Source organism: Novosphingobium sp. FKTRR1 (assembly GCF_020404405.1).
Lineage (GTDB): Bacteria > Pseudomonadota > Alphaproteobacteria > Sphingomonadales > Sphingomonadaceae > Novosphingobium.
In genome coordinates, this window is sequence record NZ_JAIZDA010000003.1 from 98,944 (window position 1) to 121,442 (window position 22,499).

The window sequence follows — 22,499 nt, forward strand, 5'->3', positions numbered from 1 at the left end:
AATGGGAGGATTCCTGATGCGTACCGCATTTGCGCGGGCCGCCGTATTTACGGCGCTTGCCACAAGTTCATGCCTTGCTCTTTCTTCGCAAGCTTTTGCCGCTGACGAACCGCAGGCGCAGGCCGTCGATGCCACCGCCGGTTCAAGCGAGGGCGATACCGGCGCGATCATCGTTACCGCGCGTCGCCGTTCGGAAACCTTGCAGACCACCCCGGTCGCGATCACCGCGATCAACACGGCGATGCTGGAAAACAAGGCTTCGGTGAACATCGGCGATCTGCAGGGTGCAGCGCCGGGCTTGCTGATCACCCAGCAGAACTCTGGCGCGCAGGCGGCCAACATCTCGATCCGCGGCCTGACTTATGCCGACATCGAAAAGTCGCAGACGCCGACCGTTGGCGTGGTCGTTGATGGCGTGACCATCGGCACCAACACCGGCCAGTTGCAGGATGCGTTCGACGTGGCGCAGATCGAAGTGCTGCGCGGTCCGCAGGGCACGCTGTTCGGCGCCAATACCATCGGCGGCGTCATCAACATCACCCGTTCCAAGCCGACCATGCAGCCCGGCTTCAAGGGCGAAGTCAGCTATGGCCGCTGGAACACCTGGTCGGCCAAGGGCATCGCCAACTATGGCGACGGCAGCACCTGGGGCGTCAAGCTGTGGTACTTCCACAACCAGACCGACGGCTTCTACCACAACGAAACGCGCAATACGTCGGACGGCTGGAGCAAGGGCGACAGCTTCGGCGGCAGCTTGCTGTTCAAGCCCGCAGGTTCGGGTTTCGACGCCCAGCTCTCGGTCGAGCAGGTGGTGCAGTCGTTCGCCCCGGTGGTGAGCAACATCGCCAAGACCGGCGAAGTGTTCTGCGCCTTCGAGCCCGCCAAGGAATGCAACCGCAACACCACCACCGACCTGTACACCACGTTCGGCCAGGCTGCGGACAGCCATTACCACGCGCCTGACGCCACGCTGCAGATGAACTACGATCTGGGCGGCGTGAAGCTGTCGTCGATCACCGGCTGGCGCCACAGCCGCGAAGAGCAAACGCAGGACTTCGACGGTTCGTCGACCGATTTGTACTATGTCGACCGTCGCCAGCACTACACGCAGTGGAGCCAGGAACTGCGCGCTGCCGGTAAGGTCTTTGACGGCTTTGACTACGTGGTTGGCGGCTACTTCTTCTCCTCCAACTACGACCTGACCCAGTGGTCGCGCGTGTTCGGTTTCGCGCCCACCGTGGTGCCGACCGTGTTCGACAAGAACGCCCAGCACGTTGAGGGCAAGACCAAGAGCTACGCGCTGTTCGGCGACTTCAACTGGGCCTTTGCCGACAAGTGGCGTCTGTCGTTCGGCGGCCGCTGGAGCCACGACAACAAGAAGCTGAACAACGGCTTTGCCGGTGGCAAGCTGATCGATCCGAACAACGTCACGCTCAGCCAGTTCGTGCCGGTCGGTTCGGGCGATGCCAGCTTCAGCAAGTTCACGCCGAAGGTCGGCATCGACTATCGTCCCAACAGCGACACGATGATCTATGCCAGCTGGTCGCGCGGCTATCGCTCGGGCGGGTTCAGCCCGCGCGCGGCAACCGCCGACACCGCCAGCACGCCTTTCCGCCCCGAAACCGTGGATTCTTGGGAACTCGGCGCCAAGCTTGCTGCGTTTGACCGCAAGCTGGAAGTCAACATCGCCGGCTACGTGTCCGACTACAAGAACATGCAGCAGAACCTGACGGTTCCGGGCGGTCCGACCGGCAACCAGACGGTCACCGGCAACGTCGCTGGTGGTGCGCTGATCAAGGGTGTGGAAGTCGATGGCACGCTGCGCGTTACGCCTGATTTCAAGATCACCGCGTCGGCTGCATACATGGAATCGCATTTCCGCAACTTCGTGGCCAACGGCGTCTATGGCACCGCGATCGTGCCCTTCAACTATTCGGCCAACAACCTGATCTACGCGCCCAAGTTCACCGGTTCGATGAGCGCGGAATACACCGTGCCGACCAGCTTCGGCAAGGTGATCTCCAGCGTGAGCTGGCGCCATATCAGCCCCTACGACGAACAGCTTTCACAGGCTTCGCTGACGCCGATCCTGTCGGGCACCACGGTGACCGGCGTGATCGTCAACGGCAACGATGCCCGTGTGCGCACGGTAACGCAGAACCTGGTCGATGCCAGCCTGACCGTGAACTTCAAGCTCAGCAACACCGACGCCTATGTCCGCGTGTTCGGCCGCAATCTGGCCGATACCCGTACGACTACCCACGCCTTCACGGTGGCCGGGCTGTGGTCGTTCGGCATGGCGGTGGAGCCGCGCACTTATGGCGCGACCATCGGCGTGAAGTTCTGATCGTCCGATCGCATGATTGACCCTACCGGGGGGCAGGGTGTTTGCCCTGTCCCCCTTTTTTTACCTGATCGTGGAGAGCATGAATGGCACGGCTTGAAGGCAAGATCGCACTGGTGACCGGCGGCGCTTCGGTGCCGGGGCTTGGCAGCGCGACCGCGCACCGCTTTGCGCAGGAAGGTGCGAAAGTGTGGCTGACCGACCGCGACGCCGCCGGGGCCGAGGCTGTGGCGCAAGCAATCCGCGATGCGGGCGGGCAGGCTGTCGCGCTGGCCCATGACGTGACCAGCGAGGCCGATTGGGACGCGGTGTTCGCCGCAATCGAAGCCACCGATGGCCATCTCGACATTCTGGTGAACAATGCGGGGATCGCCGTGTTGCGCCCGATCGGCGAGATGACGACCGCCGATTGGCTGCTGCAGAACAACGTCAACCTGAACAGCGTGTTCTTCGGCACCAAGCGTGCGGTCGTTTCGATGCGCAAGACCGGCACCAAGGGTTCGATCATCAACATTTCGTCGACGGCGGGCCTTGTCGGCGTTCCGGCCTGCAGCGCCTATGCGGCGGCCAAGGGCGGGGTACGGCTGTTCTCCAAGACGGTGGCCATCGAGACAGCGCGCGAGGGTATCCGCGTCAATTCGGTACATCCCGGCATGATCCTCACCAACATCCAGGGCGTGGCGCAGGAAGATAACGCGGCAAACTATGACGCGGTGCTGGGTGCGGTACCGATGGGTTGCATGGGCGAGCCAGACGACATCGCCAACGTGAACCTGTTCCTCGCTTCGGACGAAGCCAAGTACGTAACCGGCGCCGAATTCGTGGTCGACGGCGGCATGACGGCAGTTTGAGCCACGGCAGGAGGGGCATGGATTTCCCTCGATCCATGCCCCTCATCTGTGCCCCCATTCACGCCGTCCGCACCTTCGTCACCCAGCGGATCGCGTTTTCTACCAGTCGCCGGTAGTTTGGATCGGCGTAAGTCGATGGCCCGTCACCCGGTTGAAGATAGACCAGACGGCTGTTCAGCGCCTGCTTGGTCCAGCCGATCAGGTTCGATCCGGCCGGATGGTCCCACCCTTCGCGGTCGTGCATCCGCCCCCGCACCGCCAGATCGGCCGACCAGAAGTGGTCGCGGGTGAACGCTGCGGACGAGCGCAGAAGCGGGGTAACGTCGGCCTCAAACACTTGCGCCAGATACAACTCGTCGGTCAGCGTGAAGCGTTCGGGCAACCCGGCGGTCACCGGGTGATCGGCCAACACGGACACCTCGTGCGTCACGTCGTGGGCATAACCGCTGTCGAGCACGGGTGCCCCGCGCACCTCGCCGGGGTGGTAGAGGAATTGCCCGCCCAGCCAGTCGTGATATTCGCGCCATGTCGGCCAACCGGCCAGCGCATGGTGGAGCGCGACCACACCGGTCCCCTGTTCCAAAAGGGCGCGGAAACCTTCGCGCAACGCCGGGTCGGGCTCGCGATAGTGGGGCGCGCCTTCGGGTGCTTCGAAATCGAGCCCGGGCATGTCGTACAGCACCAGCGCATCGAAGCCGCGCATCCCGTCGGGGTTCATCAACCGTGCAGCGGCGGGCTGGTCGACCATGGTTGCGGCGATCCCGTCCATCTGCTGGAACACTGCGTCGAACGCGGTCCGGTCGAACGGGTGGCCGCGCACGGCGACCAGCACTTGCAGGGCTGCGCGGTGGCGAATGATCGGCATGTCAGGACACCTTCACGATGACTTTGCCGATCGCGCCGCCGCTCAACATCCGGGCATAGGCGGTCAGCACGTTTTCAAGCCCAGCGGTTTCGTCAAAGCGCAATTGCAGGCGGCCCTCGTCCAGCCAACGGCGCAGCGTCGGCAGGAACTCGGCTCCGCGATGGAGGAAGTCCGGGATGAAGAAGCCCTCGATGCGCAAGCGCCGCATCAGTACCTGATCGAAGCGCGCCGGGCCGGGCAGGGGGGTGTCGCTGTCATAGGCGGCAACCATGCCGCATACCGCGACGCGTCCGTAATGCGCCATGTTGGGCAGCACCGCATCGAGCAGCGGGCCGCCGACATTGTCGAAATAGGCGTTCAACCCGCCCGGCACTTCACCCGCCAGCCGCGCCGCCACGTCATCGGCCTTGTAGTCGATGGCGATATCGACGCCGAGGTCATCGGTCAGGTAGCGACACTTCGCCGCACCCCCGGCAATGCCGACGACCTTTGCGCCCAGATTGCGCGCCACCTGACAGGCAAGGCTTCCGGTCGCGCCGGCCGCGGCTGAAACCGCGATCCATTCGCCCGGCTGGACGCGCGCCACTTCCTGCACGCCGACCAGCGCGGTCCACGCGTTCATGCCCAGCGCGCCGAAATGTTCGCGCAAGTCGGCCAGCGCCGGATCGACTGCTTCGAGTCCGGCCAGCGCGGGCGTGACCACGCTGAAGTCGGCCCACTGTCCGAAGCCGCGCACCAGCGTGCCGTCGGTAAACGCCGGATCACGGCTTTCGCAGACGGTGCCCAGTACCAGACCGTTCATGCGTGCGCCCAGCGGCAGCGGCGGCTGGTAGCCGTCGGTGCGCGGGCTCATCCACATCCGCGTACCAGCGTCCATGCTGAGCCAGCGCGTGGCGATGCGGACTTGCCCTTGTTCAAGTGGCTGCACGGCCTCCTCGCGCAGCGAAAGCGCGCTAGCGAAGTCGGATCCCTGTGGCCGTGCGTCGAGTTGCCAGAAGCGGTTAGCGACGGACATCGCGCGATCAGGCACCCTTGGGCTGGATCTGGCGGTGGATGTTGCGGAAACTGCGCGAGCGGAACAGCCAGCGGCCGTCGATCTTCACCAGAGTATCGTCGTACTGGCCCCGGTCGCGGTGGGTCTGGCCGTTCTGGTCATAGACTTCGGCGGTATAGCTGCGCACCACGGCGGTATCGCCGGTTACCTCGATCGCGCCGGGCCATGCCTCGAACATGATGCCGGGATAGCCCTTCATCGCCTCGACCCACATCGCGCGGATCGCTGGACGGCCATGGGTTGTGCCAAGCTCCGGGTAATCGGGCAGCGACCATTCGGCATCTTCTGCCCAGGTCGCGATCCAGGCATCGGCGTCGAGGCGGGTCACCGCATCGGCATAGGTTTCCAGCAATTCGCGTATGGCAAGCCGGTCTTCGGCGGGGCCGGTGAAGGACATGGCGCAACTCTCCCGTTTGATTTGCGACAGAGCCTAACCCGCCAAGCCCGGCTGCGAACCTGTGGGATTGATGAGGCCCCTATCCGGTGATGACCGGCGTTTCATCCATGCCGGGCGGATTGTCAGGGACGCAGACCTCAATCGTCCCGTCACTCACCCGCAAGCCGAAGCTGCGCAGATCGCGGTAGGCGCCGCCGATGCACTTGCCGCCCGCCATCTCGAAGCGCGCACCGTGCAGCGGGCACATCACCGCACCGCGCCGGATGCGCCCGGCCGAAAGCAACGCGGCCTGATGGGTGCAGCGATCGTTTACCGCGAACAGGCCGTCGTCGGTCTTGGCCACAAGCACGTGCCAGCCAGCCACTTTGGTGGCCAGCTTGCCGTCACTCGGGAACTCTGCTTCGGGGATCAGGGCGTGCCAGCTATCGCTCAACGGGTCTGTTCCTTCAGGTCATCGCGATGGTGGTGATCAGGTCTTGCCCTTTGGCAAAGCCGTTGCGCGCGGCGTCTGCCACCATCGCATAGAAATCGGTCAGCACCGCAACCGGCGCGTAAAGCTCGGTCATGTGGCCCAGCGTAGCGCTGGTATCGGCAAAGGCAAAGACGAAGCCGTCATTCATCTGCGCCCGCAGTGCGCAAGGTGCGCCCATCGCGGCAAATTCGGCCAGCGCCGTGTCGACATCGTCGACGAACACCGCGACATGATGCAGGCCAAAGCGGCCAGAGCCTTCGGGATAGAGGTCGTGAAAGGGGGAGGGGCCGGGATTGTTCTGTGCCACGAACTCGATCATCACGTCGCCCCACTGGCCATAGGCCGACGTGTGGTCAAGCACGCGTTCGGTGCCGCGATGAACGGCGCGGGCGAGCGGAATGTTGTCGGCAACGAAATAGGGCCCCGACCCGAACGCCGCATGGTGCGCGCGGGCGGCTTCGCGCACGTCGGCACAGAAATAGGCGACCTGACGGATCGGACGGGCAGTCGCGGACATCAGATCGATGCGCCGCCATCGATGCGGAACTCGGCCCCGGTGGCAAAGGCCGAATCGTCGCTGGCGAGATAGAGCGCGATTGCGGCGATCTCTTCGGGACGGCCCAGCCGCTTGACCGGGTGTACATCGACAAAGCTTTGATACAGCGCGGCAGGATCGTCGGACTGGGCAAGCACTTTGTCGATGATCGGGGTGTGGATCGCGCCCGGATGGATCGAGTTGCAGCGGATGGCATAGCCGCGTTCGGCAAAGTGCAGCGCGCAGGATTTCGTCATCAGCGTGACCGCCGCCTTGGCCGCGTTGTAGGCCACCAGATTGGCCGACGCGCGCACGCCCGACAGCGAGGACATGTTGATGATCGATCCGCCATGCGCCTTCATCAGCGGGATCGCCGCCTGCGTGCCAAGGAACACCCCCATCACGTCGACGTCGAACTCATGACGGAACTGTTCGGGGGTGACCTCCTCGATCGAGCCCAGCGTGGTGATTCCGGCATTGTTGACCAACACATCAAGCTGCTCGATGCCGCCAAGCGCCGCCTGCCAGCTTGCGGGTTGCGACACGTCAAGCGGGACGAACCGCGCCGCGCCGCCCAGCGATGCCGCCATGGCCGCGCCTTGGGTGGCATCAAGGTCGGCGATGATCACCTCAGCCCCTTCGGCGGCAAAGACCTCGGCGATGGCCGCGCCAAGTCCCGATGCGCCGCCGGTGATCAGCGCGGTCTTTCCAGTCAGTCGGCCCATTGCTCTGCCCTTTGCGTTCGTTCAGATCATCACCAGCGTCTTGCCGGTGGTGCGCCCGCTCATCAGGTCGATGAAGGCTTCGGGCAGCGTGGCAAAGCCCGAGCGCACGTTTTCGAGCGGGCGCAGCGCGCCGCTGGCGAACAGCGCGTCAAGCTCGGTCTGCGCCTGCTCCAGCACGTCCATGTGGTCGTAAGTGATGAAGCCGCGCATCGTCAGCCGGTTGACCACCACCTGCCACAGGTTCTTGAGGCCCGGCGGGTTGTCGGCATCGTTGTACTGGCTGACCATGCCGCACACCGGAATGCGTCCGTGCAACCGCATCAACGGCAGCAATGCATCGAGCGTCTCACCGCCGACATTGTCGAAATAGACGTCGATACCATCTGGCGCAGCGGCGCGAACGGCGGCGGCAAGTTCCGGCCGCGCGCGATAGTCGATGGCAACATCGGCGCCCAGATCGCGTACGACTTGCGCTTTTTGCGGGCCGCCCGCCAGTCCGATCACGCGGCAGCCGCGCGCCTTGGCCAGTTGCACCACGGTGCTGCCGGTCGCCCCGGCCGCAGCGCTGACCACCACCGTCTCACCCGACTTGGCCTGTCCGATCGTGACAAGCCCGACCCACGCGGTCAGGCCGACCGGCCCCAGTGCACCCATGTAGTGCTGCAACGGCACGCCGGGGGCGGCATCGACCCGTTCAAGCCCCAGCGCGTCGCCGCGAATCACATAGTATTCCGACCACGTGGCAAAGGCGCGCAGCAGCGTGCCCACCGGCCAGGCCGGATCGTTCGATTCGACCACTTCGCCCAGCGACATGCCGTTGATCGGCGCGCCGATGGCGACTGGCGGAAGGTAGCTTGGCCGGTCGTCAAGAAAGCCCCGGATCGCCGGATCGCACGATCCCACGCGCATCCGCACCAGGATTTCTCCCGGTCCGATCTGCGGCATGGCGCCATGCACCAAGGCGAAGTCATCAGGCACCGGCACGCCTTGCGGGCGGCGGGTGAGCACGATCTGGCTTATGTCTCCCATGACGCGCAGTACTAACCGCATTGCCGTACGCCGGTCGCTCTCCATTTCGCTAGGTAGGCCTTGGCTGTGCGGTGGGAGAGAGTGGCGCAAACCGAACGAGAGAGGAATCGCCGCATGACCCCTGATGAGATGATCCGCGCCGTTGACGACCTCTATGGCGCGACCGGCGTTGGCGACTGGGATCGGGCGGCCGCGATGCTCACCGATGATTTTTTCATCACCGAGGCTGATCCCCTGCCCATGGCCGGGATATATCGCGGCAAGAGCGCGCTGCGCGACCTGTTCATCAAGGTGATGGGGATGATGGACGTAGCCGGGCTTGACCGGGTGGAAACCACGGCGGGCAAGGATCATGCGATCACGATCCTGTCCTTCCGCTTCGCCGACCCGGCGCTTGCGCCTGCGCACCTGCTCGAACTGTTCCACTTTCGCGACGGGTTGATCAGCGAGATCAGGCCGTACTATTTCGATCCGGCCACGGTTGTGGCTGCTTGCGCCGCCAAGCAGGCGGCCACTGCCTGATCATCGCGCGCTGAATTCCGCGCCAAGACACTTGTCCAATACTGGCCAGTGAAAGCGAACGCCGCGTCGAGCGCAAGCGTTTGCTCTGGCGCGCTTTCTGCTGCTGAAATGGTAAATATCGGGATTGAAGGCGTTTTTTCTGCCAAGACCCCGCCAATCTGGTTGCATTGATTACCTTTGCGCAAGGTTTGGCCCTTACGCTTTGGATCGTGCAATTGAACCGTTCACCTGGCACCAGTTTGCCGCGGCATTTTCCCGCTTTGGCCGTGCTTGGCCTGATCGAGCCCGACAGCGGCGACTGGGGCTATCTGCGGGGACTGCAATACGGCAGCGTTGCGCGGCGTATCGGCGTTCGCATGATCGGCAATCTGGCTTGCATGGCGTTGGTCGGCATGAGCCTGATTGGCGTGGTGGACCCGCTGCAATTTGCAGTATGGGCGCTGACGATGGTCAGCGTGCTAATCTATGGTGCGCGCCATGACCGCAGCCTGAGCGATGCCGACCGGCGGGTTCTGGATCGCTTCGAAATGGTGCACCAGGCTATCCCAGCGGGGTTGATGGCCTTGCTTTGGGCGGTGGCCTTGTGCGGCTTTGCCCCGCAGGGCGGGCCTCAGGTCCAGTTGCAGGTCTGGAGCATCGTGGCCATCGTGCTGGTCGGAACCGCAGCCGTCTATGCGATCGTGCCGCTTGGCACCGTACTTTTCAGCGCCATTCTGGGGGCTGCCGGGATGATCGGGTTCGCCATCAACGGGATGGGAATGGCCGCCGTGATCGCCGGTGCTTTCGCGGTGGTCGTGTGCGTCGGCATCCTGCAGTCGGCGCGCGTCATTCTGGCGGGCAAAGTGGCTGAGGCCGGCCTTGCCGAAAAGAGCGAAGTCGTCTCGCTGTTGCTGCGCGAACATCAGGAAGGCGATGCCGACTGGCTATGGCAGGTCGATGCCGGTCGCCGGGTGCGCACCGCAAGCCCGCGCTTTGCCTATGCTCTGGGCGAGGATGTCAACGATATCGAGGGCAAGCCGCTGATCCAGTTGATCGCCGGAGACAGTTGGGAAAGCGGGCATTTCCATTCCTCGCTGCACGATCTTGCCGAACGCATGAAGCGCCGTGAAAGCTTTTCGGGCTTGCTGGTGCGGGTCAACTTGCGCGGACAAGTCCGCTGGTGGGAACTTGCCGCATCGCCGATTCTTGATGACAGCGGGGCTTTCACCGGGTTTCGCGGGGTCGGCTCAGACGTTACAGAACAGCGCGAAAGCTCTGAAAAAATCGCGTTTCTGGCGCACTATGACACCCTTACCGGTTTGCCCAACCGCGCGCTGTTGACGCACACGCTGGGCGAATCGATGCGCGGCATCGAACAGCGCCGCAATCATTGCGCGTTCCTGATGATTGATCTGGACCGGTTCAAGGCGGTCAACGACACGTTGGGCCATCAGGTCGGCGATCGCCTGCTGGCGCGTGTGTCGGAGCGGCTCAAGACACTGATGACGCGCAACGAACTGTGCGGCCGGCTGGGGGGTGACGAGTTTGCCATCGTGATCCGCGATGGCGCCGACGCTGATCGGGTGGAACAGGTGGCGCAAGCCGTCATCGCTTCGCTGTCACAACCCTACCAGGTCGACAACCACGAGCTTTATGTCGGCGCCAGCGTCGGTTCGGCGATCGGACCGCGCGATGGTTCGACCGTGGAAACCTTGATGCGCAATGCCGATCTGGCGCTTTACCGTGCCAAAGACGAAGGTGGTTCGGCGCATTGCACCTATGAACCCGCGCTCCATGCCCATGCTGAAGAGCGTCGGCGGCTGGAATTCTCGTTGCGCCACGCGATCGAGCGCGGCGAAATGAGCCTTGTGTTCCAGCCCGTGGTCGATGCCGCCAGCGAAGTGGTACTGGGATTTGAGGCTTTGCTGCGCTGGGACAGTGCCGACCATGGTACCGTCAGCCCGGTCAAGTTCATCCCGGTGGCCGAAGAAACCCGGCTGATCGTCCCGATCGGCGAATGGGTACTGCGCAACGCTTGTCAGGAAGCGGCCAACTGGCCCCCGCATGTCAAGCTTGCAATCAACGTTTCGGGTGAGCAGTTGCTCGACAGCCACTTTGCCGAGACGGTGGTCCATGCGCTGGCGCAAAGCGGTCTGGCACCGCACCGGCTGGAGATCGAAGTTACCGAAAGCGTGTTCGTGCGTGATGGCACGACCGCCCAGCACACGCTCAACCAGATCATGGCGCTGGGCTGTGCGGTGGCGCTCGATGATTTCGGTACCGGCTATTCATCGCTCGGCTATCTGCGCACGATGCGCTTTTCGACGATCAAGATCGACCGCAGCTTCGTGCAGGGCGCCGCGCGCGGCACCGCTGAAAGCCTTGCGATCGTGCGCGCCGTCGTCGCCATGGCCGAGAGCCTGGAAATGGCAACCACTGCCGAAGGGGTTGAGACGGTCGAGGAATTCGCGGCAGTGCGGCGTTTGGGCTGCCGCAAGGTGCAGGGCTATCTGTTCGGCCGTCCGATGCTGGCGACCGAAGCGCGCCGGGTGATGCAGATGACCGACGCACCGCGGGGCCGGGTAGCCTGAACGCGGTTCGCGACGCTTACGTCGTGACCGCGCGATTGCCTCAGGCGGCGACGTTCAGTCCATGCAGGATCGATTCGAACAACCGCGCACCGTCGGTTCCGCCCTGTGCGGCCTCGATCATGCGTTCGGGATGCGGCATCATGCCCAGCACGTTGCGCGCACCGTTGAGCACACCGGCGATATCGCGCTGCGAACCGTTGACCGGCTCGGCATAGCGGAACGCTATGCGGTCTTCGGCTTCAAGCTGATCGAGCGTCGCGGCATCGGCAAAGTAGTTGCCATCGTGGTGCGCCACCGGGATCGAGATGCGCTGGCCGCGCAGATAGCCCGAGGTGAACTGCGATTGCGTAGTGCCAACCGTCAGCGCCACTTCGCGGCAGACGAAACGGATGCCGGCATTGCGCACCAGCGCACCGGGCAGCAGCCCCGCTTCGGTCAGTACCTGAAAGCCGTTGCACACGCCCAGCACGGGCACGCCGCGCCCGGCCGCCGCGATCACGTCCTGCATGATCGGCGAGCGGGCCGCCATTGCGCCCGAGCGCAAATAGTCACCATAGGAAAAGCCGCCGGGCAGCGCGATCAGGTCAAGGCCTTCGGGCAGGCTGGCATCGCCGTGCCACACGCGGTGGACCGTGCCGCCGCAGATCTGCTCGATCGCAACCGCCATGTCGCGGTCGCAGTTCGATCCGGGAAAGGTGATGACGGCGGCTGCAAAGCCGTTGCCGGGGCCGCCCATCAGGCCGCCACCTTCTCGATCCGGTAGTTCTCGATCACCTGGTTGGCCAGCAGCTTGCGGCACATGTCATCGAGCGCTTCATCGGAGGTGTCATCGGCCACGTCGAGTTCGATCAGGCGCCCGGCGCGCACATCGTTGATGCCGGCAAAGCCCAGCCCCTCGAGGGCGTGATGGATGGCGCGGCCCTGCGGATCGAGCACGCCGTTCTTGAGGCTGACGTGGACGCGGACTTTCATCGCTGGCGGGCCTTTCGCGAAGGAACGGGGTTTGAGACTCGAGCGCGCCTATGCCTCCAAGCGCGGCCGAGGGCAAGGTTTGCGCTTGACCCATTTTCATAACGCACGTGTCTGTTATTATCAGAGCATGGCCCGAGTCACCCCATCCGATCGCCGTGAGCGCATTCTGGCGGCCGCGCGCGACGAATTTGCCGAGCGCGGCTTTGCTGCGGCGCGCATGGCAGACATAGCGCGTCGCGTTGGCGTCAGCCGTTCGGCGCTGTACCAGATGTTCGATGACAAGGAGGCGCTGTTCCGAGCGCTGGTGGCTGACCTGGTCGGCTCGATGCTGCCAGTGCTCGATGTGCCCGATCCGGTTGCGCAGCCGGTCGGCCCCTTGCTGCAGGCGTTCATCCACGCGGCGCTGCAACGGATGGCGCGTGGCGATGCCGCGTTCCTGCCACGCCTGATCGTTGGGGAGGGTGCGCTGTTCCCCGATCTTGTCCGCCATTATCACGATCATGGCATCGCGCTGGTGCTGGCGGCGGTCGAGCGGCTGATCGCGCACGGCGTGGCGCGGGGCGAGTTCGCGCCGGTCGATCCCGCGCTGGCCGCGCGTAGCGTCGCGGGTGGCATCCTGCTCACGGCCCTGTGGAAGATCGTGTTCGAACCGGCCGGGGCGCCGTTACTGGATATCAATGCGATGGCCAGCGCGCATGCCGATCTCGTGCTTCATGGACTGATGCAGCGTAACGCCAGCGACGACAACCCAAGTGACAACACCCCAAGCAGCAAGGTGCTATGACCATGGCCATACCCCGTCGGTTGATCGCTTTGGCCGGACTTGTGGTCATCGGCGCCGGGGCATGGACCTTGTGGCCGGCGCCTGCGACCGAACCATGGCTCGGTTATGTCGAGGGGGAGACGCTGTACTTTGCCGCGCCGGTCGCGGGCACGCTGGCGCGCCGCGATGTCGAGCGTGGGGCGGAGGTGCATCCGGGACAAAGCCTGTTCACGCTCGATCCGCGCAGCGTCGATGCGGCGGTTGCTGCGTCGGCAGCGCAAGTCGCCAACGCCAGTGCGCAGGCCGCCGACCTGACCGACCCGCGCCAGCGTGCGCCCGAGATCGATCAGGCGCGTGCGGCCGAAGCTTCTGCGCGCGCCCAACTCGCACGTGCCGAGGCCGACTTTGAGCGCTTTTCCGCGCTGGCAGCGAAGGGCTTTGCCAGTCGGACGCAGCTTGATGCCGCGCGTGAGGCGCGTGACGTAGCCGCCGCCGCGATCCGGCAGGCGCAGGCGCAGCAAAGCGCTGGCAGAATGACCGCCGGGCGGATCGAGCAGCAGCGCGCGGCGCAGGCAGGCGTTGCGGGCGCACAGGCCAGCTTGCGGGCTCAGCAGCGCCAGCGGCAGGAAATCGCGCCTGTCTCGCCCGTGGCGGGGCAAGTGGAGCAGGTCTATTACAATCCAGGTGAATGGGTTGCCGCCAACCAGCCGGTCGTTTCGGTGATCCCCGCCGACCGGCGCAAGATCCGCTTTTTCGTGGGGCAGGATCGCGTGGCCGCGCTGCATCCGGGAAATCCGGTGACCTTTACTTGCGATGGTTGCAGCCAGCCGCGCACTGCGACGATCCGCTACATCGCGCCGCGCGCCGAGTTCACGCCGCCAGTGATCTACAGCGAGCACGCCCGCGCCAAGCTGGTGTTCATGGTCGAGGCGGCCTTGCCGGCGGATCAACCGCTGCCGCTGGGCCTGCCGGTGGCGGTGCAGCCGTGATGAACGCGCCAGCCCCTGCACAACCGGCCCAGCCGCAAGCGGACCTGAGCCAGCCGGTGATCGACGTGCACGGTCTGACCAAGCGCTTTGGCGGGCGGACGGTCGTTGATGCGGTCGATCTGGTGGTCGGACGCGGGCGCATCTGCGGCTTTCTGGGTCCGAACGGATCGGGCAAGACCACGACCTTGCGGATGATCTGCGGACTTTTGATCCCCGACGCGGGCGAGGGACAAGTGCTGGGCTTCGACTTGCGGCGCCAGCGTGGCGCGATCAAGCGCCGCGTCGGCTACATGACGCAAAAATTCGGCCTGTTTTCCGATCTGACGATTGCCGAGAACCTGGAGTTCTTTGCGCGAGTGCACGGCCTTGATCGGCGCAAGGAGCGTGTGGCGCAGGCGCTGGAGCAACTGGGCCTGGCCTCGCGCGCGGACCAGTTGGCGGGAAAGCTTTCGGGGGGCTGGAAGCAGCGGCTGGCGCTGGCTGCCTGCGTGCTCCACGACCCCGAGATCCTGTTGCTGGACGAGCCGACGGCTGGCGTCGATCCGCAGGCCCGGCGCGAGTTCTGGGACCAGATCCACACGCTTTCGGCCAATGGCATGACGGTGCTGGTTTCCACCCACTACATGGACGAGGCCGAGCGGTGCCACGAGATTGCCTATATCGCCTATGGCCGGATGCTGGCGCGTGGCAGCATCGCCGACGTTGTCGATGGGTCGGGACTTGTCGCGCTGGTGGGCGAGGGGCCGGGGGCGGACCGGCTTGCCAGCGCCATCGAGCAGCGCCCGGGCGTGGCGATGGCCGCGCCGTTCGGCACTGCGTTGCATGTGTGCGGACCCGATCTGGCGGCTTTGCAAGCAGCCGTGGCGCCTTGGGCGGATCAGATTGCCTTTCGGGTCGGCCGACCCAGCCTTGAGGACGTGTTCATCCACCTGATGCGCGGGGCGGAGGACGCCTCGGTGGTGGTGCGGGCATGAGCCTGACCAGCGGTATCGCGGGCGCCTGGCAACGCATCGGCGCGATGATCTTCAAGGAAGTACGCCAGATGCTGCGCGACCGGGGCACCATCGGAATGATGCTGGCTATGCCGCTGGCGCAGTTGATGATCTTCGGTTTTGCCATCAACAACGATCCGCATCGGTTGCCCATGGCGCTTGAGGTCAACGACCGCTCGAACTTTGCGCGCGCGATCGATGCGGCCTTGCGCAACACCGACTATTTCCGCGTGGTTGCGGTGGTTTCCGCACCGGGCGAGGGTGAGCGGTTGCTGCAGCGCGGGGCGGTGCAGTTCGTGGTGACGATACCGCCCGATTTCGCGCGTGATCTGGTCAAGGGACGGCGTCCGCAACTGCTGGTCACCGCCGATGCCACCGATCCTGCTGCCACCGGCAACGCGCTGGCCGCCATCGGCGACGCGGTTGCGAGTGCGCTGGCGCATGACCTGATCGGCCCGCTTGCGGCGCGAGCGGGCGGCAGTTCGCCGGTCGATGTCGTCCTCCACCGGAGCTACAATCCCGAGGGCATCACCAGCCACAACACTGTGCCGGGTCTGCTGGCTATCGTGCTGTCGATGACGATGGTCATGCTCACCGCGCTGTCGGTCACGCGCGAGGTGGAACAGGGCACGATGGAGAACCTGCTGGCCACGCCTTTGCGTCCGTTCGAGGTGATGGTCGGCAAGATCGTGCCTTATCTGATCATCGGGTTGGTGCAGGTGATGGTGATCCTGCTGGCCGCCGCGTTTGTCTTCCAAGTGCCCTTCAGCGGTCCGCTGCCGTTGATGCTGGGCGCCACTTTGCTGTTCATGATCACCAGCCTTGCGCTGGGCTTTACTTTGTCGACGATCGCGCAAAGCCAGTTGCAGGCGATGCAGATGAGCTTTTTCTACCTGCTGCCCTCGATCCTGCTGTCGGGCTTTGCCTTTCCGTTCCGCGGCATGCCACAATGGGCGCAGATCGGGGCGGAGGCGCTGCCGACCACGCACTTTATCCGGCTGGTGCGCGGCATCATGCTGAAAGGCTGGACCATCGCCGATGCCGCGACCGATCTTGGCGTGCTGGCGCTGATGCTGGCAATCCTTGGGACCGTGGCGGTACGCCGCTATCAGGATACGGTGGCTTAGGCGGCTCAGCCCGGCTTGGCCCCCTCGGGCAGGACCAGCACCTCCACCGCCGCATCGGGTGCCAGAAAGCGGCGGGCGCCAGCTTGGATGTCAGCGGCGGTGAGCGTCTCCAGCCTTGCGCGGGCAGAGCGAAAGCGGGTCAGCCGTTCGGGGTGGCTTTGCGCGCGTTCGGCCAGGCCCATCCAGCCGCCGTTGGTGTTCAGGGTGTTGTCGATGCCTTCGAGCATCGGTGCACGGGCGCGGGCGAGCACATCGGCATCGACGGGATGATCGCGCAGTGCCTTGACCACCTGCAGCAAGGCGGCGCGGGTGGCGGCGACTTCGGACACGGCGACCTGTGCCTGCAACGAAAAGGTGCCCCAGCCTCTCCAGATGCGCGATTGCGACGAGTCGGCGCCGGGGGAGTAGGCCTTGCCCAGCGCCTCGCGCACGCTGTCGAGCACCTCGATCCCGGCGACTTCCTGCAGCAGTTCGAGCGTGGCGGAAAGCACCGGGTCGCTGTCATCGGCTGTGGGCCAAACCAGCCGGAGCGTCGCCTGATCGGCCTCGCCTTTGTGGCGCACCACGATCTGGCCACGCCGGGCGGTGAATGCGCGCTGGCGCTCGGCGGCATAGGCGCGGAAGTCGGCCTCGCGCACTGGCAGCGCCCCAAACGTACGGGCGACAGAAGCGATGGCCGCGTCCTCGTCCAGATCGCCGACCAGCGTGATCTCCAACGCGCCGTGCGCCAGACGATCGGCAATTGCTGCCTTGAGCTTGGCGAACGACAGGGACTGATAGGCGCCTTCGGGCTGAACGGAAAAGCGCGGGTCGCCGTCCGACAGGATGCGGCCCAGCGCATTGTTGAGCGCCAACCCCGGCGTGGCATCGATCCGCTTGAAAAAGTTGCTGACGTTCTGGCGATAGAGCGCCTCGGCCTCGGGCCGGTAGCCGGGATCGCTGATCAGTGCGGCCAAGACCTGCAGTTGCAACGCCAGATCGCGCGGTGTCGTCGTCATGCCGCCTGCGAACACATCGCCCACCGTGCCGAAACCGAGTGAGACAGAGCGCCCGGCCAAAAGCGTCTGCAGATCGTCCTGGCTGTGCTTTCCGAGCCCCCCTGCGGCCAGCGAGCCTGCCAGTTCGACGGCCAGCGGGTTCGCTTTGCTCGACAGAAGTTCCCCGCCATCAAGCGCGAAACGCACCGCGATCCGGTCCTTTTCGAGCGCGGTACGCTTCAGATTGAGCCGAACGCCATTGGCAAAGCGCACCGTGCGAATGGCAAACAGCGGCTCGCGCGTGTCGGCAGCGACGGTTCCCGGAAGGCCGAAGTCGGTGTAGGCGAACGGGCCCTTGACCGGCTCATAGGTGAACGCAGCGGTGCCACCGCCCGCACCATCCCACGCTTTGCGGATCGCCTTGGCACCGCCTGCTGGCGTGGTGCGGCCCTGAAAGCGCAGCAGCGGTTCGGCAAGCGGAAGCGCTTCCTGCTTCAGCGCCGCCAGTACGCTGGCAGGCGTGATCGACGGGGCGAAGGCATTGAAGCGCGCCAGCCCGGCCACCGGGCCCGTCGGCACCTGATCGTCGTGTAGCAGTGCCAGTGCGGCGCTGACCAAAGCGCCGTTGCCGCGCGTGTCAGCCCCGGCGGCGGCATTTTCCAGCGACGTGCGGATATTGGCGACCTGTTCGGCCAGTTCCTCGGTCGTGAAGCCATGGGCAAGTGCCTGATCGAGCATCGCACGGGCTGCCGTTAGCCCGCGTTGCCAGCCACCGTCCTGCACATCCACGACAAGGTTGGTGGTGCGGCCGATGCGGAAAACGTCGCCGGTGCCATAGCCCGCGCCCCGGAACGGCGGATCGACCGCGCGCGTTACCCGCAGGAACCGGCGGTTGATCACGCCATAGCCGATTTGCCTCAGCAGCGCGGTGCGGCGGTTGGCGATGGTGTCGGGCTCATCCTGCCAAGGGCCATGGCGCGAGGCGGTGATGCGCTCGGACAGGGCGGGATCGAGCCAGATGTCGGTGCGCCCGCGCAGCTTGCGTTCGACTTTGCCCTGGTCGGGGCGTGGAGCGGGGCGAGCAGGCTGCCAGTCGGCAAAGCGGGCGCGTATGGCGCTTTCAACCGCTGCCGGATCGAAATCGCCCACCACGATCACCGTCGCCTTTTCAGGCACATATTGCCGGGCCCAAAAGCCGCGCAGGCCATCGGGCGTGGCCGCCTCGAGCGATGCCACCGTGCCGATCGGCAGGCGCTGCGGATAAGTCGCGCGCGGATAGAGGAACGCGATCTGGTCCTTCAGGTTGGCCAGCTGATAGCCCTGATTGTCGCGCAGTTCGGACAGGACCACCCCACGTTCCCGCCCGACCGCTGCCGGGGTGATCGTCAGTTCGCTGGCGGTTTCGCGCATCAGCATCAGTGCGGTGTCGAGCAACTTGCCATCGGCGCGCGGCAAGTCAAGCTTGTAGGTGGTCTGTTCGAAGCTCGTCTGGGCATTGGTATCAGCGCCAAACGCCAGCCCGTCGCGCTCCAGCAGCTTGACCATCTCGCCCTCGGGCACGTGGGTGCTGCCATTGAAGGCCATGTGTTCGACAAAGTGGGCATAGCCGCGCTCGGCCTTGCGTTCATCCAGCGATCCGGCATCGATATCAAGCCGCACCAGCGCGGTACCGGGCGGCGTCGCATTGCGGCGGATGATGAAGCGCATGCCGTTGGGCAACGTGCCGAACCGCCATGCCGGTTCGGGGGCAAGGTCGCTTTTCGCGAATGCCCACGCTGGTTTGAGGGCGGAGGCGACATGGCCCTGCGGTGCGGCGCAACCCGAAAGTAACAGCGTCGGGGCAAGCAACACGCATAGACGACGAACAAGCCCGGACGGGCCACGACGGACTGACATGGCTGCAAACTGCCGTGTCAGGCGAGAGTGCGCAATGGTTCGGCGGTGCACCAACACCACGCCGCCTGCCCTGTACTTGCCCTCGGCGTCATGGGACAACCGGCAGCGCGATGTAGCTGCCGTTCGTCCCTCCGACGCTGATCTTCTGCGTCGCCTTCACATAGTCGGCCGATTTGGCATCGATGATCGAGGGCACGAACGTCTGCGGATTGCGATCATACAGTGGGAACCAGCTGGACTGGACCTGCACCATGATGCGGTGCCCGGCACGGAACACGTGGTTGGCAGGGGGCAGGTCGAAGGTGAATTCCAGCGGCGTGCCGGGCGTGATCGGCTTGGCCACGCTCAGGCTTTCGCGATAGCGGCCGCGGAAGATGTCCATCCCCACCGCCAACTGATAGCCACCCATTGCGCGGTCGCCGGGCACCTCGTCGGGGTAGACGTCGATCAGCTTGACCACCCAGTCGCTGTCGGTGCCGCTGGTGGCGGCGGTCAGGTGGACGATCGGGGTTCCAGCGATGGTCACCGGCTTGTCGAGCACCGGGCCGGTGAAAGTCAGCACGTCAGGGCGGCCCGAAACCGGGCGCTGGTCGTCGGTCAGCCAGGTCGGCCAGGGGTTTTCCTCGTAGCCCACCAGCTTGTTCGGGCGCGGCTCGTAGGTCACCGGTTTGGCCGGATCGGACACGTAATCTACCGTGCCTTCCTTGGCCGAAGGATCGAAGCCCAGCGTCTCATCAGCGTGCAGGAACAGCTTGGCGGTCGCCGGCGCAGTCGGCCAGCCCGGCAGCGTCTGCCAACGGTTGGTACCGCTCTGGAACGCGGTGACGGTGCCCACATCCATCGGCTTGTCGTAAAGATAGTGCGCAAGGAACGGGGCGAGTACGTGCGCGCGCCACCACTTGCCGGTGTCGGCATCCCACCGCACCGCGCCCAGCGTGTCGGCGCGCTCGATTTCCTGCCCATGGAACCACGGGCCCATCGTGAGGAACAGGTTGCCCGCCTTGTCCTGCGGTTTCAGCGCCTTCCACACGGCGGGCGCGCCATAGATATCCTCCTGATCCCACAGCGAGTGGACCAGTAGCGTCGGTACGGTCAGCGGCGCCTTGGCGAGGATCTTGTCCATCGCCTGTTCCTGCCAGAAGCTGTCCCACGCCGGGTGTGCCTTCAACTTCTGCCAGAAGCCGATCTGGTCGAGCCCATGCGCGCTCGCCGCCGCACCCGCCGAGCCATAGCGCATGAAGTGGGTGTAGGCGTCGGCCTCGGTCACTTCGTATTTGTTCGAGTTGTCGCGGGTGCCGACCTGTTCCCAGATATAGCTGAGGTTGTACTGACGGAACGCGCCGTTGTGGAACCAGTCGTCCCCGCGCCAGCCATCGACCATCGGGTTCATCGGCACCGCGACCTTCAACGCAGGGTGCGGATTGACCAGCGCAGCCAAGGCAGTGAAGCCGTCGTAGCTGATGCCCAGAATACCAACCCGACCGTTGCTTTCAGGCACGTGGTGCACCAGCCATTCGATCGTGTCGTAAGTATCGGTAGCGTGATCGACTTTGGTCGGGTTGAGCGATGTCCCTACGAACGGGCGGTTCATCACATACGTCCCTTCGGACCCGTACTTGCCGCGCACGTCCTGCACCACGCGGATGTAGCCGCCTTCGGCCACCACTTCGGGCGCGCTGTCATAGCCATCGAGCGAGATCGCCATGCGGCCAGAGGCATGCTGGCTGGTCATCTCCTCGGCATTGTAGGGCGTGCGGGTAAGCAGCATGGCCGCGCCCCCCTTTGGCATTGGTGCGCCCTTGGGGACCAGAATGACAGTGTGCAGCTTCACCCCGTCGCGCATCGGGATGTCGACGCTGCGCCGTTCGTAATCGCGGTATGCAGTGGGTTGTTCCAGCTTTGCAGGGCGTTCGTCATAGCTCGCGGCGGCGGGAGTTCCTGCCATGACGGGCAGGGCGGTTGTCCCAAGCATTGCCGCTGCCAGACTTGTCCATGCCGCCATTCGTCGCATCGCATCCGCCCCAACCTGTTGATCAAGCGCGCACGGTAGCGGGCCTTTGCGCCGGGCAAAAGTCCCCTGTTCGCTGAAAGGCTCGGTTTGGATCGGAGCGGCCGGACCAAGGACTTGCCGCACCATTTCTGGTCTCCTGTGGTGTGGCCTAAGCCTCGTGGAATTTGTCTACGCCGCCTAAAACAAGCCGCAATTTTAATGTGGAGAAATGGCGGTTCGTTGATATCCTTTTGTCGAACTGGCGGGGGGAATCGGCATGTTCGGCTCGGCAATTCTTGACGTCGGCATTGGTCTTGTTCTGGTTTTCCTTCTGGTAAGTCTGATCCTTACTGCCGTTCGGGAGGTTGTTGAAACGTGGATGCGCAGTCGATCGGGCGATCTGGTGCGTGGCCTGTACGAATTGCTTCAACGTGATCAGGATACCTTGAAGCTCGTATTCAATCATCCACTGGTGTTCGCGCTGCACAAGGCGACGGATGGCGGAGACGAGGCCTTACGCGCGCTGGGACTTGGAAAACCCGGTGAAAGTCTGCGTAATGCTCGCCAGAAACTCCCTTCCTACATTCCGACCGACATCATGACTGCCGTGCTTTGCGAGGTTTACAACCAGTCCAAGCAGCCGATCGCCAGCGCACCAAAGTTTGCAGCCGAACTTCAGAAGCTGTTCCTGACGCTTGAAAATTCGGCGATTTCCGGCGCCGTCGATCTGGAAGCCAACGTGGCCCATCTGTACGACAGCGTGATGGAACGGGCGACCGGCTGGTACAAGCGGCGCACGCAGACGATCCTGTTCTGCCTTGGTCTTGCCGCCGCGCTGGTTTTCAACATCAATGCGGTGATCGTGGGCAACTACCTTGCCACCAGCCCGCAGGCGCGCGAGGCGGCAAGCGGCTATGCCACGCAGTTCGTGGCGGCCGAACAGGAACGGCGGCGCAAGGGCGAGCAACCGGTGGCCATGCCAACCGCAGAGCCAGCGGATACCGCGACGACTGCTTCACCGGCGGACGATGGTTCAGCCTTACCGAGCGATGCTGCGACGGGCGAAGCGGTGCAGAACGACGCTCCGCCAGCACCCCAAGTGCCGATCGACCAGTTGTTCGGCGATCTTCAGGATACGATAGGGTTGCCGATCGGCTGGTCGGGTGCGACCGTCCAGCGCATTCAGGCGGTGTTTCCGCATGGGCCGACCGCGCAAAGCGGGTCATGCTTGGGCTATATTGGACCGATCCTGCTGCTTCTGGCGGGTTATCTGATCACGGCGTTTGCGGCGACGCTGGGCGCGCCGTTCTGGTTCGACGTGCTCAATCGCTTCGTCTCGGTCCGCAGTGTGATGAAGCCCAAGGCGAAGGACGATGCCGCCTAGCCAGTGCGGGCCGGGGGAATTAAGCAGCCGCGCCGCTGGACCAGG

The 22,499-nt window shown here is 64.6% G+C and carries 21 protein-coding genes; 9 read left to right on the forward strand and 12 right to left on the reverse strand.

Going from position 1 to position 22,499, the window contains the following annotated elements; translation table 11 throughout:
• Window positions 1–16: 16 nt before the first annotated feature.
• Window positions 17–2,347, forward strand: a complete 2,331-nt coding sequence (locus LDN95_RS04215) for a TonB-dependent receptor (protein WP_226016393.1) — start codon at window positions 17–19, stop codon at window positions 2,345–2,347.
• Between the two features lie 83 nt (window positions 2,348–2,430).
• Window positions 2,431–3,195 (forward strand): SDR family NAD(P)-dependent oxidoreductase, encoded by a 765-nt coding sequence (locus LDN95_RS04220; RefSeq protein ID WP_226016394.1) that lies wholly within the window; start codon window positions 2,431–2,433, stop codon window positions 3,193–3,195.
• A gap of 58 nt (window positions 3,196–3,253) precedes the next feature.
• Here LDN95_RS04220 and LDN95_RS04225 read toward each other — a convergent pair whose 3' ends face one another.
• The 7 genes from LDN95_RS04225 to LDN95_RS04255 form a co-directional block, all read right to left on the reverse strand.
• A complete protein-coding gene (locus LDN95_RS04225; RefSeq protein ID WP_226016395.1) occupies window positions 3,254–4,060 on the reverse strand; it encodes a ThuA domain-containing protein in 807 nt (268 codons plus the stop codon).
• A 1-nt stretch (window position 4,061) separates the two neighbouring features.
• A complete protein-coding gene (locus LDN95_RS04230; protein WP_226016396.1) occupies window positions 4,062–5,075 on the reverse strand; it encodes an NADP-dependent oxidoreductase in 1,014 nt (337 codons plus the stop codon).
• Window positions 5,076–5,082: 7 nt separating this feature from the next.
• Entirely contained in the window at window positions 5,083–5,511 is a 429-nt protein-coding gene (locus tag LDN95_RS04235; protein WP_226016397.1) for a nuclear transport factor 2 family protein, read from the reverse strand.
• A gap of 79 nt (window positions 5,512–5,590) precedes the next feature.
• Window positions 5,591–5,944, reverse strand: a complete 354-nt coding sequence (locus tag LDN95_RS04240; RefSeq protein WP_226016398.1) for a Rieske (2Fe-2S) protein — start codon at window positions 5,942–5,944, stop codon at window positions 5,591–5,593.
• Between the two features lie 13 nt (window positions 5,945–5,957).
• On the reverse strand, window positions 5,958–6,500 hold the full coding sequence (locus tag LDN95_RS04245; RefSeq protein ID WP_226016399.1) for a VOC family protein: 543 nt from the start codon (window positions 6,498–6,500) through the stop codon (window positions 5,958–5,960).
• On the reverse strand, window positions 6,500–7,243 hold the full coding sequence (locus tag LDN95_RS04250) for a glucose 1-dehydrogenase (RefSeq protein WP_226016400.1): 744 nt from the start codon (window positions 7,241–7,243) through the stop codon (window positions 6,500–6,502). The genes LDN95_RS04245 and LDN95_RS04250 overlap by 1 nt, the downstream gene beginning before the upstream one ends.
• Before the next feature lie 21 nt (window positions 7,244–7,264).
• On the reverse strand, window positions 7,265–8,272 hold the full coding sequence (locus LDN95_RS04255; protein ID WP_226016401.1) for an NADP-dependent oxidoreductase: 1,008 nt from the start codon (window positions 8,270–8,272) through the stop codon (window positions 7,265–7,267).
• A gap of 114 nt (window positions 8,273–8,386) precedes the next feature.
• Between LDN95_RS04255 and LDN95_RS04260 the strand changes: the two genes are divergently transcribed.
• Both LDN95_RS04260 and LDN95_RS04265 read left to right on the forward strand, forming a co-directional pair.
• Window positions 8,387–8,794 carry a nuclear transport factor 2 family protein gene (locus tag LDN95_RS04260; RefSeq protein WP_226016402.1) on the forward strand — a complete coding sequence of 136 codons (408 nt, stop codon included), beginning with the start codon at window positions 8,387–8,389 and terminating at the stop codon, window positions 8,792–8,794.
• A 209-nt stretch (window positions 8,795–9,003) separates the two neighbouring features.
• Window positions 9,004–11,364 carry an EAL domain-containing protein gene (locus tag LDN95_RS04265; protein ID WP_226016639.1) on the forward strand — a complete coding sequence of 787 codons (2,361 nt, stop codon included), beginning with the start codon at window positions 9,004–9,006 and terminating at the stop codon, window positions 11,362–11,364.
• A gap of 40 nt (window positions 11,365–11,404) precedes the next feature.
• Here LDN95_RS04265 and purQ read toward each other — a convergent pair whose 3' ends face one another.
• Complete coding sequence (gene purQ / locus LDN95_RS04270; protein WP_226016403.1) at window positions 11,405–12,100, reverse strand: phosphoribosylformylglycinamidine synthase subunit PurQ; 696 nt, start codon at window positions 12,098–12,100, stop codon at window positions 11,405–11,407.
• Window positions 12,100–12,336, reverse strand: coding sequence for a phosphoribosylformylglycinamidine synthase subunit PurS (gene purS / locus LDN95_RS04275; protein ID WP_226016404.1), 237 nt, complete (start codon window positions 12,334–12,336; stop codon window positions 12,100–12,102). The genes purQ and purS overlap by 1 nt, the downstream gene beginning before the upstream one ends.
• A gap of 127 nt (window positions 12,337–12,463) precedes the next feature.
• On the opposite strand from purS, the gene LDN95_RS04280 reads away from it, so the two are divergent.
• From LDN95_RS04280 to LDN95_RS04295, 4 genes are read left to right on the forward strand one after another with little or no spacing between them, the layout of a single operon-like run.
• Entirely contained in the window at window positions 12,464–13,120 is a 657-nt protein-coding gene (locus tag LDN95_RS04280; RefSeq protein WP_226016405.1) for a TetR/AcrR family transcriptional regulator, read from the forward strand.
• Between the two features lie 2 nt (window positions 13,121–13,122).
• Window positions 13,123–14,088: an HlyD family secretion protein gene (locus LDN95_RS04285; protein ID WP_226016406.1), complete on the forward strand. Its 966-nt coding sequence runs from the start codon at window positions 13,123–13,125 to the stop codon at window positions 14,086–14,088.
• Window positions 14,088–15,062, forward strand: coding sequence for an ABC transporter ATP-binding protein (locus tag LDN95_RS04290; protein ID WP_226016407.1), 975 nt, complete (start codon window positions 14,088–14,090; stop codon window positions 15,060–15,062). Before LDN95_RS04285 ends, LDN95_RS04290 begins: the two co-directional genes overlap by 1 nt.
• The gene (locus LDN95_RS04295) at window positions 15,059–16,207 is read left to right on the forward strand and encodes an ABC transporter permease (protein ID WP_226016408.1); all 1,149 of its coding nucleotides are present in this window, start codon (window positions 15,059–15,061) and stop codon (window positions 16,205–16,207) included. Before LDN95_RS04290 ends, LDN95_RS04295 begins: the two co-directional genes overlap by 4 nt.
• Window positions 16,208–16,212: 5 nt before the next feature.
• Here LDN95_RS04295 and LDN95_RS04300 read toward each other — a convergent pair whose 3' ends face one another.
• The 3 genes from LDN95_RS04300 to LDN95_RS04310 form a co-directional block, all read right to left on the reverse strand.
• Window positions 16,213–19,080 carry a pitrilysin family protein gene (locus LDN95_RS04300; RefSeq protein WP_226016409.1) on the reverse strand — a complete coding sequence of 956 codons (2,868 nt, stop codon included), beginning with the start codon at window positions 19,078–19,080 and terminating at the stop codon, window positions 16,213–16,215.
• Between the two features lie 88 nt (window positions 19,081–19,168).
• Window positions 19,169–21,082 carry a CocE/NonD family hydrolase gene (locus LDN95_RS04305; protein WP_370631647.1) on the reverse strand — a complete coding sequence of 638 codons (1,914 nt, stop codon included), beginning with the start codon at window positions 21,080–21,082 and terminating at the stop codon, window positions 19,169–19,171.
• 157 nt (window positions 21,083–21,239) lie between these two features.
• Complete coding sequence (locus LDN95_RS04310) at window positions 21,240–21,536, reverse strand: hypothetical protein (protein WP_226016411.1); 297 nt, start codon at window positions 21,534–21,536, stop codon at window positions 21,240–21,242.
• Between the two features lie 132 nt (window positions 21,537–21,668).
• On the opposite strand from LDN95_RS04310, the gene LDN95_RS04315 reads away from it, so the two are divergent.
• Window positions 21,669–22,454 (forward strand): YtjB family periplasmic protein, encoded by a 786-nt coding sequence (locus LDN95_RS04315; RefSeq protein ID WP_226016412.1) that lies wholly within the window; start codon window positions 21,669–21,671, stop codon window positions 22,452–22,454.
• Window positions 22,455–22,499: the final 45 nt, after the last annotated feature.